This window comes from Fusicatenibacter saccharivorans (genome assembly GCF_015557635.1).
Classification (GTDB): Bacteria; Bacillota; Clostridia; order Lachnospirales; family Lachnospiraceae; genus Fusicatenibacter; species Fusicatenibacter saccharivorans.
The window spans coordinates 20156-33710 of the sequence record NZ_JADNOP010000012.1 but is presented as its reverse complement, the minus strand read 5'-3'; the positions used below and the strand labels follow the sequence as shown (position 1 = coordinate 33710).

At 41.7% G+C, this 13555-nt stretch carries 15 protein-coding genes and 1 pseudogene; all 16 read left to right on the top strand.

Annotation, left to right across the window (positions count from 1 at the left end; translation table 11 throughout):
- Window positions 1-112 precede the first annotated feature (112 nt).
- Complete coding sequence (locus I2G42_RS10985) at window positions 113-1231, top strand: tyrosine-type recombinase/integrase (RefSeq protein ID WP_015533399.1); 1119 nt, start codon at window positions 113-115, stop codon at window positions 1229-1231.
- A gap of 12 nt (window positions 1232-1243) precedes the next feature.
- Entirely contained in the window at window positions 1244-2995 is a 1752-nt protein-coding gene (locus tag I2G42_RS10980) for a tyrosine-type recombinase/integrase (RefSeq protein WP_055153009.1), read from the top strand.
- Window positions 2988-4505 carry a tyrosine-type recombinase/integrase gene (locus I2G42_RS10975; protein WP_117638859.1) on the top strand — a complete coding sequence of 506 codons (1518 nt, stop codon included), beginning with the start codon at window positions 2988-2990 and terminating at the stop codon, window positions 4503-4505. Before I2G42_RS10980 ends, I2G42_RS10975 begins: the two co-directional genes overlap by 8 nt.
- Window positions 4471-4854 (top strand): DUF6262 family protein, encoded by a 384-nt coding sequence (locus tag I2G42_RS10970; protein ID WP_015533403.1) that lies wholly within the window; start codon window positions 4471-4473, stop codon window positions 4852-4854. The genes I2G42_RS10975 and I2G42_RS10970 overlap by 35 nt, the downstream gene beginning before the upstream one ends.
- A 286-nt stretch (window positions 4855-5140) precedes the next feature.
- Window positions 5141-5563 carry a cupin domain-containing protein gene (locus I2G42_RS10965; RefSeq protein ID WP_008400007.1) on the top strand — a complete coding sequence of 141 codons (423 nt, stop codon included), beginning with the start codon at window positions 5141-5143 and terminating at the stop codon, window positions 5561-5563.
- Between the two features lie 25 nt (window positions 5564-5588).
- Window positions 5589-5927 carry a carboxymuconolactone decarboxylase family protein gene (locus I2G42_RS10960; RefSeq protein WP_008400006.1) on the top strand — a complete coding sequence of 113 codons (339 nt, stop codon included), beginning with the start codon at window positions 5589-5591 and terminating at the stop codon, window positions 5925-5927.
- 128 nt (window positions 5928-6055) lie between these two features.
- Window positions 6056-6436, top strand: coding sequence for an ATP-binding cassette domain-containing protein (locus tag I2G42_RS10955; protein ID WP_207741879.1), 381 nt, complete (start codon window positions 6056-6058; stop codon window positions 6434-6436).
- The gene (locus I2G42_RS10950; protein ID WP_195531059.1) at window positions 6433-6855 is read left to right on the top strand and encodes an ABC-2 transporter permease; all 423 of its coding nucleotides are present in this window, start codon (window positions 6433-6435) and stop codon (window positions 6853-6855) included. The genes I2G42_RS10955 and I2G42_RS10950 overlap by 4 nt, the downstream gene beginning before the upstream one ends.
- 30 nt (window positions 6856-6885) lie before the next feature.
- Window positions 6886-7095 (top strand): hypothetical protein, encoded by a 210-nt coding sequence (locus I2G42_RS10945; RefSeq protein ID WP_195531058.1) that lies wholly within the window; start codon window positions 6886-6888, stop codon window positions 7093-7095.
- A gap of 151 nt (window positions 7096-7246) precedes the next feature.
- On the top strand, window positions 7247-7699 hold the full coding sequence (locus I2G42_RS10940; RefSeq protein WP_055221490.1) for a GtrA family protein: 453 nt from the start codon (window positions 7247-7249) through the stop codon (window positions 7697-7699).
- Between the two features lie 89 nt (window positions 7700-7788).
- The gene (locus I2G42_RS10935; RefSeq protein ID WP_055221488.1) at window positions 7789-8091 is read left to right on the top strand and encodes a DUF1294 domain-containing protein; all 303 of its coding nucleotides are present in this window, start codon (window positions 7789-7791) and stop codon (window positions 8089-8091) included.
- A gap of 28 nt (window positions 8092-8119) precedes the next feature.
- Window positions 8120-8224, top strand: a pseudogene (locus I2G42_RS16855) (nucleotidyltransferase); the annotation flags it as partial.
- A gap of 142 nt (window positions 8225-8366) precedes the next feature.
- Window positions 8367-9386: a helix-turn-helix transcriptional regulator gene (locus I2G42_RS10930; protein WP_055221486.1), complete on the top strand. Its 1020-nt coding sequence runs from the start codon at window positions 8367-8369 to the stop codon at window positions 9384-9386.
- Window positions 9387-9441: 55 nt separating this feature from the next.
- Complete coding sequence (locus I2G42_RS10925; RefSeq protein ID WP_195531057.1) at window positions 9442-11676, top strand: Piwi domain-containing protein; 2235 nt, start codon at window positions 9442-9444, stop codon at window positions 11674-11676.
- Window positions 11677-11788: 112 nt separating this feature from the next.
- The gene (locus I2G42_RS10920; RefSeq protein WP_055221482.1) at window positions 11789-12289 is read left to right on the top strand and encodes a nitroreductase family protein; all 501 of its coding nucleotides are present in this window, start codon (window positions 11789-11791) and stop codon (window positions 12287-12289) included.
- Window positions 12282-13544, top strand: a complete 1263-nt coding sequence (locus tag I2G42_RS10915) for a DNA polymerase Y family protein (protein ID WP_195531056.1) — start codon at window positions 12282-12284, stop codon at window positions 13542-13544. Before I2G42_RS10920 ends, I2G42_RS10915 begins: the two co-directional genes overlap by 8 nt.
- The last annotated feature ends 11 nt before the right edge of the window (window positions 13545-13555 follow it).

The window sequence follows — 13555 nt, the reverse complement described above, 5'->3', positions numbered from 1 at the left end:
TTTAGTGGTATTTCAGGAGCGGTTTTGACCGAATTGGTGGTATTTGTGATAGCTTTATCGGCATGAGTTGGGTATACTGTGTATAGCGTTAGAGGAAAGGAAGTGAGCAGGAATGAGACGATATGAACTGGAAAAAGAAAGAGAGGGTTCCACCGTTTATTTCTTTATCAGAGATGTGGAAACACTGGATATCGTCCTGCTTCCAACCAAATATCTGATGCACAAGATACGGAGTAAATGTTCACCGAATACGGTGCGGCGCTCCGCACTTGCAATCCTGTACTATCTGGAATACATCCATGAAAAGAAAAAGGAATTGACAGACGTATATCAAATGCCTTATGTTGAACAGACAAATCACTTTGTGGAATTTTTATACTGGCTGAAAGCCGGGAAGCATACCAGAGATAAAAATCACAGATCTCCAAACAATGGAACCTGCAACGCATACTTAAGAGATGTGTTCAGGTTCTATCTTTTTATAGAAGAAGAGTACCAGCAGTTCGGGGAGCTGAAAGTCCTGTCCTATAATTATTTTGTAGCCGTGGATGCAGTAGGCGTAAAGAAAAGCATACGATCAAAGAGTTTCAAAGGCTATTTAAAAGAGGAAGAGCATAAGGCGAGAGCAGCAAAGAAAGATGAAATTGTGGAAATCTTGAAAGCGTGTACCAATATAAGAGATCGGCTTCTCATGCTGCTTCTGGCAGAGACAGGCTACCGAATCGGTGAGATCTTAGGAATTGATTACAGTAAGGACATTGATTATCAGAACCACATAATCCGGGTATATTTCCGTGAGGACAATGAAAATGGAGCGAGAGCAAAGAATGCAGAATACCGAAGTGCGAAGATCAGCAAAGATACCTTCGGCTTTTTAAATCTGTATATCGCAGAGTACCGAAAACTACTTCAGCACCAGACAAGCCTGTTTGTGAATATTTCCGGGGATAATATCGGAAAACCAATGAACGTGGAAGCAGTATACTCCATGCTAAAAAGAATGGATAAGAAAACAGGGATTAAGATCACGCCTCATATGCTCCGGCATTACTTTGGAAATGAGCGGAGAAAAGCAGGATGGTCGCTGGAACTGATACAGCTGGCCTATGGACACCGCCACATCCAGACAACCATCAATTATCTGGACATTGTGGATGATGAACTGCTGGATGCCAGCCAGGAATTCTACGAGAAACACTCCTCCCTGTATGGGATTGAGGAATTGCTATAGGAGGTGGTTTTTATGCCTGCGTTTTTACAGTCTTTTATAGAGGCAGAACAAGAACGGAGCAGGCGGATTGAGCAGCTACGAAAAGAAATCCGGGAGTTTGCAAAAGAGGAAGCAGGAAGTTCCATTACAGAACAGATTCTGCTGTTTCTGGCAGATGAGATGGTAGAACATCTTTCGGAAATAGATTATGAACTGCGAATGAAATTTGAATTATACATAACACCGCTGATAAAGCGAAATTACATTTACCGATATACCGGAACGTTCGACCGGATACGGCAGGCGTACATCCGGGAACGGATGAAAACTCCGGCTGGACAGAGGGAATGTGAATGGAAATATAAAAATGAAATACTTTTTGTTCCATACCACTCAGATCCTGTAATCGTAAAGAGTGTGGAAACGGTACGGTGTCGGAGCAACATGGTCTGGAATTTTAAAGCGGCAGCCAGTGAGAAACTGAAACGTCAGATTTTTACCGTGCTGGAATATATTCTGAAGAATTATGAAATTTCCAGACTGAGGGAATATAAACTGACCGGGCTACAGCTTTTTTACGAATTTTGCATCCGGGAGCAGATTACAGATATCCAGCTTCTGGAGCTGGAACAGGAAACAGCATTTCAGGACTACCTGAAGCAGAAAGTCGAGAAAGAGCAACGGCGAAAACGACTGAAGAGCATTGTGGAAACTGCCCGTAAAGTGATTTTTATAGAAACTGATGAAACAAGATGGGATGCTACCATCTGGTATTTAGAGCGGTTTCGTATTGCCAAAGAAAGAATAAACCAGAGTGACAGTATAGAAAAAATATCATTTCAGGAAGTTCTACAGCCCAAGAATCGATTGCTGCTTCAGGAATATATGAAGTACGAAATTGGAATCGGAGAACTGGCGCTCAGCACGGTGTACGAAAGATTCCGAACCATTCGAAATTTTTTGCAGGAGATCAGCGAACTGGAAGTTACCAAGTGTGATGCCAGCCTGATTGATGTATATTTAAAGAATTTGCAGAATGGTGCTATGGGAGCAAAGACATTTAATACCAATGTTTCGGGAATACAGTTTTTTATGAAATTTCTGGAAGTAAAGGGGTATATAAAAAAGGTTCCGTTTTATGCATCGTATTACTTGGAAAAACAGATCCCAGTCCACCATGACAGAAGTGTGGAAGAGGATGTGTATATGGAAATTATCCAAAACCTCTCACAGTTTCCTGAACACCTGAGAATGATGTTTTTACATCTCTGGTGTGTGGGACTCCGGATCAGTGAGGTCTGCACCTTAAAAGGGGATGCGTATTATATCCAGAATGGTGACTGCTGGATGAAGGTCTACCAGGTGAAAATGAAAAATTATAAAAGGGTTCCCATTCCGGTAACATTGTATCGTCTGATGCAGGTTTATCTGAAAAAGCACCCTACCAAAAAAGAAGCATACATTTTTCGGAATCGGAAAGGTGGAGCATTTTCCAAAAGCACCTTCATGGGGCAGATGAAAAAATACTGCTCCCAGATAGGCATACAGAATGGAGAATATATTTTTAAGTCTCATGATTACCGACATACCGTAGCAACCAATTTTTATGAGCATGGCGTATCAATCCAAAGCATCCGGGACTATCTGGGACATACGTTTGAGGAAATGACCATGCAGTATATAGATTATATGCCAAGAAAAATTGCTAAAGAAAATGACGCATACTTTGAGGAAGAGGAAAACAGCCTGCTTGCCTGTATGCAGAAAGGAGAGAAGCATGGATAATAAACTGAAATTCCAACAACTGGAATGTTATAAGCTGGCTACCGATGAGCAAAAGGAAAAGCTGAATAAGGAACAATATTTTGATCTGGATAAACTGCCGGAAAACCAGCTTCAGACAGAATTTGTCGAATACATTTACTACCGTGGAACGCAGGTATCCATCCTGACCATAAAAAGGGAAAGGCATTATTTTAACAGCTTATGTGAATTTTTTCAGAAGTCATCCCATCAGGAAAACAGCCTGCTTGACAGAGAAAAAGACTTCTGGATAAAGCAGTTGAAAATGTGGATGATACAAAACGGTAGGGCTTTGACGAAGCATAAAGTGACGAACATTCAGACTGAATCGGTGGAAAAAGCTGCCCTGATCCGGTATTTTGAAAGCCTTCTGGAATTTACACTGGACCGATCAGAAACCAATGAGCTGGCAAAGGATATCTGGCATCTGGAAAGGCTTCCGCTTATCCTGCGGACAAATCCGATTGTCAACCATAAGACACTAAATTTCAGAGGAATCCGGCAACCAGATATTCGGGAAGAAGTAAAAAAAGCAATTTACCATCATCTGAAAACCGAAGCCCTTGGCAGTATAAAACGTGAACTGTCCGCAATGAATAAATTTTCAAAGTATTTGGATGAAAAGCATTCCAAGATCAGCACCTGCGAAGAGATTGACCGGGAGATCATAGAACAATTTTTAATCAACATCAAGGTAGAATCAAACGGAGGGAATGGCATCCGGGATGACCTGCTAAAGCTTCGAAATGTGCTGGAAACAATCGGAAAAATTTATGATTTTCCACATCTTACAAAACTGTTTTTAAAATCTGATTTTCCGCCAGAACGGAAAGCAGAATTCAAATCTTATTCGGACAGTGAGCTGAAAAGACTGAATGCCCAGATTGTAAAAATGGAAGAGCAGATAGCAAGGGCAATGATCATCCACCAGATGCTTGGAACCAGAATTTCCGACACGCTGACCTTGCGGAAAGACTGCCTTTATAAACATGACCGTCAGGATATGATTATCATATACCAGCCGAAAACAAGAAGATATGAAAAACCGATCAGCCGGGAGCTGGCACAGCTGATTGGAAAGGCAGTCAGTTATGCAAATGAGCATTATCCTGAAAGCATTTATATCTTTGCGGACGAGAACAAACCGGAGAGACCAATCAGTTACCAAACCTTGCAGGATAAAGTGCTTCGAATGATTTATGAAAAAGATATCCGGGATGACAGCGGAAACTTATTCGGATTTGGAACGCATATGTTCCGGCACTGCTATGGGGTAAAATTAACGGAACTCCATGTGGATGACTGGACGATAGCGAAGCTCCTGGGACATAAGGGAGTACGAAGTGTCCAATATTACCGAAAAATGAGCAATCAGCGGATGGCAGATGAAACAAGAGAAGTTAGAAATTCTATGTCACAGATTATACTGGCAAGTCTGGACGGATGGGGAGAAGAATATGAGCAAATACGACAAGATGCTGGAATTGAATAAAAGAAAGAGCGAAGAAAAAGTGGAACGGGCAGTCCTGACAATACGGACAATGGTGTTGGAGAGAGAAAAGGTGTCCGTACCAGCACTGATGCAAAAGACTGGTTTATCTAGAGGATTCTTTTACAAGAATCCGATTGTAAGAGGTGAGATTGATGCAGCAATGGAACAGCAGGCTGGTATGGTGGATCCAAGGAGAAACATTATCAGTCAGGCGATGGAAGCGGAAATGAATCTGCTCCGGCAACAGCTACAGAAACTGAAAAGCGAAAATGAGAATCTAATAAAGGAAAACCAGAAGTTAAAAAAAGCATTATCCAAGAAAGAGTTGAATCTTATCAAACAGATTTAAGCTATATCATAATGCAAAGTAGGTCTGCCAGAATACAGCAGATCTGTTTTGCATTGTGATATAGAAACAGATTATGCTTAAAAGGCATTAAGCAACCCATAATAATAGGTATTGGACATAGAAAGCAATATGGGAGTATGATGATACCGATAAGAAATAGAGTGTACCTGAAATGCAAACTGTCACAGAAAAATTATGAACTTTATGTAAAAAGTTGCAAAATCTATTGACCTAGAGCTTACTTCAGGTTGTATCATAAAATAAAAAGAGCAAGGAGGAATTTTTTATGGATATCGAACAGATGAAAAAAGACTTAGGTGGAGGTAACGTATTTCCAATCGGTGAAGAAAACGTAGCATTCGCAAAGTATTTTACAGGTGAATGCTATTTGAATATGCTTACAACAGAGAGAGTACCAGTTGGTCTGGTTACTTTCGCTCCGGGAACAATCAATGCATACCACATCCATCATAAAGGTGGACAGATCCTTCTGGTTACTGGTGGAAGAGGATGGTACCAGGAAGAAGGAAAACCAGCTCGTGAATTGAAAGCTGGAGATGTAGTAAATATTTCACCAGAAGTAAAACACTGGCACGGGGCAGCGAAAGACAGCTGGTTCCAGCATCTGGCTGTTGAAGTTCCAGCAGAGGGAGCTTCCAACGAATGGCTGGAGTTTTTACCGGAAGAAGAGTATAACAAATTACCATAAATAAGAAAGATGGAGGTTTGATATCATGGCAAAGATCACACAGATAGCAGGAAGAAATGCTCTGGGAACATTTGCACCAGATTTTGCACATTTTAACGATGACATTCTTTTCGGAGAGAACTGGAATAACGAAGATATTGATTTAAAAACAAGAAGTATCATCACAGTTGTAGCACTGATGGCACAGGGAATCACAGATTCCTCTTTGAAATTCCATTTACAGAATGCAAAGGATCATGGGGTAACACAGAAAGAGATCGCAGCAATCATCACTCACGTAGCATTCTATGCAGGCTGGCCAAAAGGCTGGGCAGTCTTTAATCTTGCAAAAGAGGTTTGGAATGAGGACGAAGCAGAGAAATAACCTGGCAGAAACTGCTCGTCATGAAAGGGTCGCACAAAACACAGACGTGTATGCCGTTAAAGCCCGTAACTATAAGGGATTGCGGAGGGGTAGTCCAGTTTTTTGCCGAGCCGACTGCAGGACTCGATGTGGAAGCGAGAAATGAGATTCTCGACCTGCTGCGCGAATACGCGGCCGAAGATGAGAGCCGGACGATCCTCATTACGTCCCACATCGCCTCCGATCTCGAGCATCTCTGCGATGACATTTATCTGATTCACGGGGGAAAACAGCTCCTGCACGAGGAGACGGATGTGATTCTCGAGCAATACGGTCTCATCAAGGCAGACGAGGCGCAGTATGCGACGCTCGACAAAGAATATCTGCTCGATACCCAGAAAGAACCGTATGGCTATGCATGCCTTACCAACGACAGAAAATATTACGAAGAAAATGTTCCCGACCTTGTAGTAGAGCGGGCCGGAATTGATGATGTAATTTTGATGATGACAGGAGGAGAAAAAAGATGAGTGGATTATTAGAGAAAGATATCTGTCTGCTGTTAAAAGGCCATCGCAACACGATGATCCTTTTCCTTATGATCTGTGTATTCCTCGGACTTAGCCAGACGGACACCTTTATTCTGGGCTATTTTCCGTTTCTGATGATCGTTCTGCTGATCGGAACGCTTTCCTGCGATGAAGCGGATAACGGACTGCCGTTCCTGTTCACACTCCCGATTGACCGGAAACTGTATATCCGCGAAAAATACCTGTTCTGCGTGGCCGGAACCGTAGTATCGTTTGTCCTCGCCTGGGCGTTATACCTGGTATCCCTGCTGGTGCACGGCGTTTCGAATGTATCTGGTGTTCTCTCGGAAAATGCGGGAATGATACCGGTCTTTCTGGCGGTATTTTTCATCACCATTTCCATCATGATTCCGGTGTAGATCAAATGCGGAGCAGAAAGCGCACGGGTCATGATGGCAGGAATCTGTTTTCTGTTTGCCGGTGTGATTCTGTTTGTGCAGAAAGTCGCAGGAGAAGCGACACTGGATCAAATCACGGAGCTGATTGGCACCATTACGGGCACAATTCCGGGCCAGGCAGGAATTTTTACTGCAGGCATCGTGGTTTTGCTGATTTCGTACCGGATCAGTGTAGGATTTATGGAGAAACAGGAATTTTAGAAAAAACGAAAGACGTCAGATTTCATTTTAAAACGTGAAATCTGGCGTTTTTGCTGTGATAAAATTTGCAGAAACTTGAAAAAAATGGCATTGTATGGTATTCTTTACAGGATGTTGCTTAAAAATTATATAAGAAGAAACAGAGGAAAAAATGAAAAAATTATTTGCACAGATTGTGAAATTCGGTATCGTCGGCTTCATCAGCTTTGGTATTGATTACGTGACCGGACTGATCGTTCTGAACCTTGTTATGGCGCTGACCTCCAGTTCATATTTTGAAATGGCATCGCTTGTCGGTTCTGTTGCCGGATTTACTGTGTCCGTCATCGCTAATTACATTTTAAGTTTCAAATTTGTCTTTGAGCGAAAAGAAGACCTGAACAAAAAAGTCGAATTCATTACCTTCGTCGTCCTTTCCCTGATCGGAATGCTGCTGAACAGCTTCCTGATCTGGATTGTAGTAGGACCCATCTACCGGGGGAGCACTGCACTGCAGCAGCACATCGGCTACAACCTGATTTACACCATTGCAAAAGTCTTTGCAACTGCGGTTGTCATGGTGTACAACTTTATTACCAGAAAAATCTTTCTGGAGAAGAAATGATTCTGAAAAAAATCTGAAAAGAAGGCAGCGGAGAAAAACGCTGCCTTCTTTTCAAAGAAAGATAAAAAGGAAAGGCTGGTGAAGAGAGAATGAACCTTCCCATTCAACTACAGGCAGGATTGTACCTGTATCTGATCTGTATTAATATGATCACCATAGCAGTCTATGGCATCGATAAACGAAACGCTGTGCATGGAAAATGGAGAATCCGTGTCTCGACGCTTCTTACCCTGGCCGCAGTCGGCGGTTCGGCAGGAGCACTGCTGGCGATGCACCTGTTCCATCACAAGACAAGAAAAAAGAAGTTTACCATCGGCGTTCCACTGATGCTGCTGGTGCAGATCGCGCTTTTTTTCTTTCTTGTGAAAGCAGATTTTTCGATCTCAATCTGAGAAAGAAAGGTGATGAAAATGGAAATGAGCCGTCCAGTCCTTCGGCGGCTATGCAGACGCACAGCTTAGCCGCCTGCAAAATGCGTTGGCGCGCGGTACTTTCTTGCAGAGTGAGAAAGAACAGCATATTTATGAAATGCTTTTAGATATGTAAAAACATCTGTCCAATAGGGCAGATGTTTTTACGTGTGCCATTATTGTGACAGATGATATAATATTATGATAAAAAGCGGCGAAAAGGTAAGATACATATAAAATGATCAAAAGGAGAAAGAATGGGAACTGATCATAAAGAAAAACTGATTCGAGTGTTACAGATTTTAGAGGAAACAGATGAAAAAAGTCCGATGAATGCGACACAGATTTTGAAATATCTGGAAGAGGAATATCAAATAGAACAGGTCGATCGCCGTTCTGTTTATCGTGATATTAAAATGCTGCAATTTTGTGGTTATGAAATATATCAGTGTGCGGATAAAAAGATGGGCTGGTATATGAAAAAACATATATTTTCGGACTGGGAAATTAAAATTATGTTGGATGCAGTACAGCAGGCAAGATGCATTTCTGCAAAGGAAGCAAAGGAATTGAAAGAACGACTATTGGATCTTACAAGTAAGAGAAGTCGAAGCAGATTTTGTCATATGATGACACCCAAGGCAGGAAACATGGATTCTGATAGGGAAACAGGATACTACATTGAAACAATGCTGGAAGCTATGTATCTCCATAAAAAAATTGAATTTCAATATACAGAAGTAAATGAGAAGTTGCAAAAGGTGCTTCGAAGAGAAGGAAAAAAATATTCGCTTAATCTTTATGAAATATATTGGTCTGATAATACCTATTATTTAATCGGGGCACATGATCATTATGATAGACTTACAAGTTATAGGCTTGATCGAATTGAAAATCTGGAGATATCACAGAGTGACGCGATTGACGCTGTAGAAAAAATAGGTCCAAATCCCGAACTTATTATTCGGAAATATATTGAAGAAAGTGTAAACCATTTCCTGGGGGAAACCGTAAGAATAGAAGTGGAATATAAACCAGAACCGGCGACAAATGCAATTCTCTATGATTTTGTTGGGAAAAATGTATCGGTCCAAAAACTGGAAAATGGAAATTGCAGAGCCGTTTTTTATAAAATGAACAGTGTAACTTTACTTGGATGGTTCATGAAATATATGGATAAGTTTATGGTTATAGAACCACAAATGCTGCGGGAAAATATAAAGACAAAATTGGAGAATACATTGGAAATAATGAATAATATAAATGGATCACAATAATACAGGACAAAAAAATATGATAAAACAAACTTTATGAAAACCAGGAGGAACTATATTGGAAAAAGATTTAAAAATGGAAGTATTTGCGTCAGTAGATACTGTAAAACCGGTAGAATTTCATGTTTATGAACTTCATGTACAAAAAATAGGAAATACATATTCTATTATCAGAGGGGCAGCCTGGAAATTACGAAACTGGAATCAGGCAGGCGTATTTGAAGATGGAAACAAAATCTATGCGACGGAAAAACTGCAAGAGAAAATCCCAAATGCTGATTTTACAGTCGAATATGAGGGATCACGAGAACTGCCTGTTTTAGAAAACAGAAGAATCTATCAGGAACTTATCAAATACTGGATCACACAAAAACTATCCCAAATTTTAATTTTTGGAAAATACAGAAAATATTCCTGTAAAAGTAATGTGACAAGTAAGTGGATTATGACAAATCAGGGATTTGAGACGTTTTCGTCAGGAAACAGAGAAATTAGTCTGGAACGGAAATATAATTTCTGGGTTACTATTATGGATGATGAAAAAGCATATCTGAGAATTGATACCAGCAGTCTTTTTTCATCGAATCAAACTGTAGCTGATTATCTGGAAAAAGGACTAAATCTAATTGGGCAGGAAGTAAAAAATGACTGGGCAAAGAATAATCAGACAGGCATTCTGACAGAAATCTGTGATTTGACCGTAACGGATAAACTGGATTTTGCAGATAGTCTAAAGGCGTATTATATCCAACGAAATGAAGCATACAGGGTAGAGAATATTTCTGATGATACCAGGATAGTTAAGGTGGCACTTCAGACGGGAATAGAATTACCTTATTATCCGCAGGCATTAAAACCAGTATTGACAAGAGAAACGGTAAGCCGTATGGATGCAGCTTTTTCTATGCGGACAGAGTCCTTGGTAAAACGGAATATGAAGACCAGAGTACTTTTAGACCAGGATTTTATACAGGATATTGGAACGATTGAGCCACTTGACGGAATGAAATTTGAAACAGATCCATGTACAGTAGAGAAAATTGGCTATAAGAAAGGTAAAGTTAAAGAACCGCTGTTAGTTTGTGGAAAAGATAAGGCTCTTAAATGCGGCGAAGAATTTAAAGTATTCAACTACGGTTTTTATCGAAAGACGGAAAAAGAAATAAAAATAGGATATTTGTATCCGAGAAATTCCTATGATTTGATGAAGGCAGTTGTAAATGGGATTTATACCTTTGCGAAACTTGGAAAGTATCACGGGGAAAAGGATTTATATACCATGGCGGGACTGCTGGATCTGGATGTAAAGGCAATGGTACGGGAAGAATATGAGTTGGGAGATATTACAGATTATAAAAGAGCTGCCAATAAATTGCAGAAGATAGAAGGAATCGATCTGGTCATTGCACTTGTACCAGATGGGATGGAGGAAGATGGACCGTACAATCCGTTTAAAACTATTTGGGCAAAGGCTAATATCCCGTCACAGATGATCAGTATGAAAACAGCAAAATTGTTCGCTGAGGAAGCAAAAGAAGGGAATAAGGCAAAAAATAATTCAAGATATTACCTTCACAATATAATTCTTGGAATTCTTGGAAAAACAGGCGGGATTCCATGGGTTGTAAAAGATATGCCTGGCAATGTGGATTGTTTTGTAGGTCTTGATGTTGCGACGATAGCAAAAGGAATTCATTATCCTGCCTGCTCGGTTGTATTTGACAAATATGGCCGTCTGCTTGGATTTTATAAACCGGCAGCACCACAGCAGGGAGAAAAAATTACTACCAGGATTCTTCAGGATATTTTTGATCAGGTGATTTTTGCATATGAAGACCGTTTTGGTGAAATGCCGAAGAACATTGTGATTCATCGAGATGGATTCAGCAATGAAGATGATGAATGGTATAAAAATTACTTTGCGGCCAAGGGAATTATGTATAATATTATTGAAGTAAGAAAAAATATCAGCAGTAAACTGATATTCTGGCAGAATGGGCAGATAGAGAATCCACCGATGGGATACTGTGTTTATAACGCAGACAAAGGATATCTTGTGACGACAAATATGAAAAATAAAAAAGGATCACAGAATCCCATTTTGATTGAGAAAAAATGTGGAAATCTTTCTATGGCTGATATTTTGACACAGGTGCTTTATCTTTCGCAGTTACACGTGGGGTCAACACAAAAAATGCGGCTTCCTATTACGACTGGATATGCGGACAAAATTTGTAAGAATAGAGAATTTGTTCCGGAAGGAAAGATGGACGATCGGCTATTCTTTTTGTGAAAAATAAAACATAGATAAAAATGAGACGACAGGGATTCTGGAGTTTTTTTAGGAAAAATGCTATAATAGTCTGCAAAGAGACATCCCATAAGAAACCAAGGAGGATTTTGAAATGAACAGTATTTTTCACAGAATCAGTGTTAGAAAATATGAAGACAAGCCGGTTGAAAAAGAAAAAATTATGCAGATCTTAAAAGCAGGCATGCAGGCTCCAAGCGCGTGCAATCAGCAGCCGTGGGAATTTTATGTGGTAACGGATAAGAAAAAAATTGAGGCGCTTTCTAAAATGACACCGTACACCGGCTGCGCGGCAAAAGCTCCGGTTGTGCTGGTATCGGCATATCGCCTGGAAGGTCTTGTCGCTCCAGCATTTGCGCAGATCGATATGTCGATTGCCCAGGAAAATATCTGGCTGGAAACGGATGCGCTTGGTCTTGGCGGCGTATGGTTCGGCATTGCACCAAATGAAGAAAATATGGAAAAAGTAAGAGTTCTGCTGGGACTGCCGGAAGAAGTTCATGTCTTTGCGCTGTTTGCTCTTGGCTATCCTGCCGAGCACAGAGAGCAGCAGGACCGCTTTAAACCAGAACGGATTCATTTTATCGATGAATAAAACAAAGAAGCCGGCAGACCGCCTGATTTTCCATGTAGATGTCAACAGCGCCTTTTTATCCTGGGAGTCCGCGCGGCGGATGAAAGAGGGGCTGCCGGATCTGCGGGACATTCCCGCCTGCATCGGCGGTGACCCGGCAAAAAGGACGGGTATCGTTGTAGCAAAGTCGATTCCGGCGAAAAAATGCGGTGTCCAGACCGGCGAGCCTGTGGCAATGGCACTGCGGAAATGCCCGAATATGGTTATTGTTCCCAGTGATTTCGATCTTTATGTCAAGTGCTCCCGGGCCTTCAAGAAAATCTGCGCATCCTACACTCCGGTCATGGAGTCTTTCTCGATTGACGAAGTGTTCCTTGATATGACGGGAACCTCTCTTTTGTACCCGGATCCGATCGCGGCAGCACATGAAATTAAAGACCGGATTTCCGACGAGCTGGGATTTACGGTAAATGTCGGCATTTCCACCAATAAACTCCTGGCCAAAATGGCGTCCGATTTCGAAAAACCGAACAAAGTGCATACCCTGTTTCCAGAAGAAATCCCTGCGAAGATGTGGCCTCTTCCGGTACGCGAGCTTTTGTTTCTCGGCAAAGCGTCCGAAAAGAAGCTGACCGAGGCCGGAATCCGCACGATCGGAGATCTGGCACATGCATGGGAAACTGATATTCAGACCCTGATTGGCAATAAAAACGGCCATCAGCTGTACCAGTACGCCCGCGGCATCGACGATTCCCCCGTAAAAGCACAGCCCGATGAGGCGAAAGGCTTCAGCGCAGAGACGACCTTTAACGAGGACATCGTCTCTATCGAACAGGTCGACCCGATTCTTCTCGCCCAGTGTGACATCGTGGCCGCCCGCATGCGTCGGAAAAAGAAAAAATGCACCTCCGTTTCCATAACCTTCCGCACCCTCGATTTCCGAAACCGCTCACACCAGACAAAACTTCCAAATGCGACCGATATCACAGATGAAATCTACCGCTGCGCCAAACAGCTCTTCCGCGAATCCTGGAAAGGAGAGCCCCTCCGCCTGATCGGTGTCTCCGTAACCGGCCTTACCGAAGACGATTTCGAACAGCTCTCCCTCTTCGAAGATCCCGAAAAGAAGGAGAAAAGCCGTAAACTCGATGCCGCCCTCGACGCAATCCGCCAGAAATACGGCAACGACAAAGTCACCCGCGCAAGCATCCTGAACGGAACACAGGGAATTGCAAGAAAAGCGAAGGCACAGATGAAAAATGATGCGGAAAACTGAAAAATAATCTT

Coding starts and splice junctions, on each gene's coding strand:
- I2G42_RS10920 (WP_055221482.1), top strand. CDS start 11,789: ATGAACAGTATTTTTCACAGAATCAGTGTTAGAAAATATGAAGACAAG.
- I2G42_RS10985 (WP_015533399.1), top strand. CDS start 113: ATGAGACGATATGAACTGGAAAAAGAAAGAGAGGGTTCCACCGTTTAT.
- I2G42_RS10960 (WP_008400006.1), top strand. CDS start 5,589: ATGGCAAAGATCACACAGATAGCAGGAAGAAATGCTCTGGGAACATTT.
- I2G42_RS10940 (WP_055221490.1), top strand. CDS start 7,247: ATGAAAAAATTATTTGCACAGATTGTGAAATTCGGTATCGTCGGCTTC.
- I2G42_RS10935 (WP_055221488.1), top strand. CDS start 7,789: ATGAACCTTCCCATTCAACTACAGGCAGGATTGTACCTGTATCTGATC.
- I2G42_RS10945 (WP_195531058.1), top strand. CDS start 6,886: ATGATGGCAGGAATCTGTTTTCTGTTTGCCGGTGTGATTCTGTTTGTG.
- I2G42_RS10930 (WP_055221486.1), top strand. CDS start 8,367: ATGGGAACTGATCATAAAGAAAAACTGATTCGAGTGTTACAGATTTTA.
- I2G42_RS10965 (WP_008400007.1), top strand. CDS start 5,141: ATGGATATCGAACAGATGAAAAAAGACTTAGGTGGAGGTAACGTATTT.
- I2G42_RS10915 (WP_195531056.1), top strand. CDS start 12,282: ATGAATAAAACAAAGAAGCCGGCAGACCGCCTGATTTTCCATGTAGAT.
- I2G42_RS10950 (WP_195531059.1), top strand. CDS start 6,433: ATGAGTGGATTATTAGAGAAAGATATCTGTCTGCTGTTAAAAGGCCAT.
- I2G42_RS10970 (WP_015533403.1), top strand. CDS start 4,471: ATGAGCAAATACGACAAGATGCTGGAATTGAATAAAAGAAAGAGCGAA.
- I2G42_RS10980 (WP_055153009.1), top strand. CDS start 1,244: ATGCCTGCGTTTTTACAGTCTTTTATAGAGGCAGAACAAGAACGGAGC.
- I2G42_RS10975 (WP_117638859.1), top strand. CDS start 2,988: ATGGATAATAAACTGAAATTCCAACAACTGGAATGTTATAAGCTGGCT.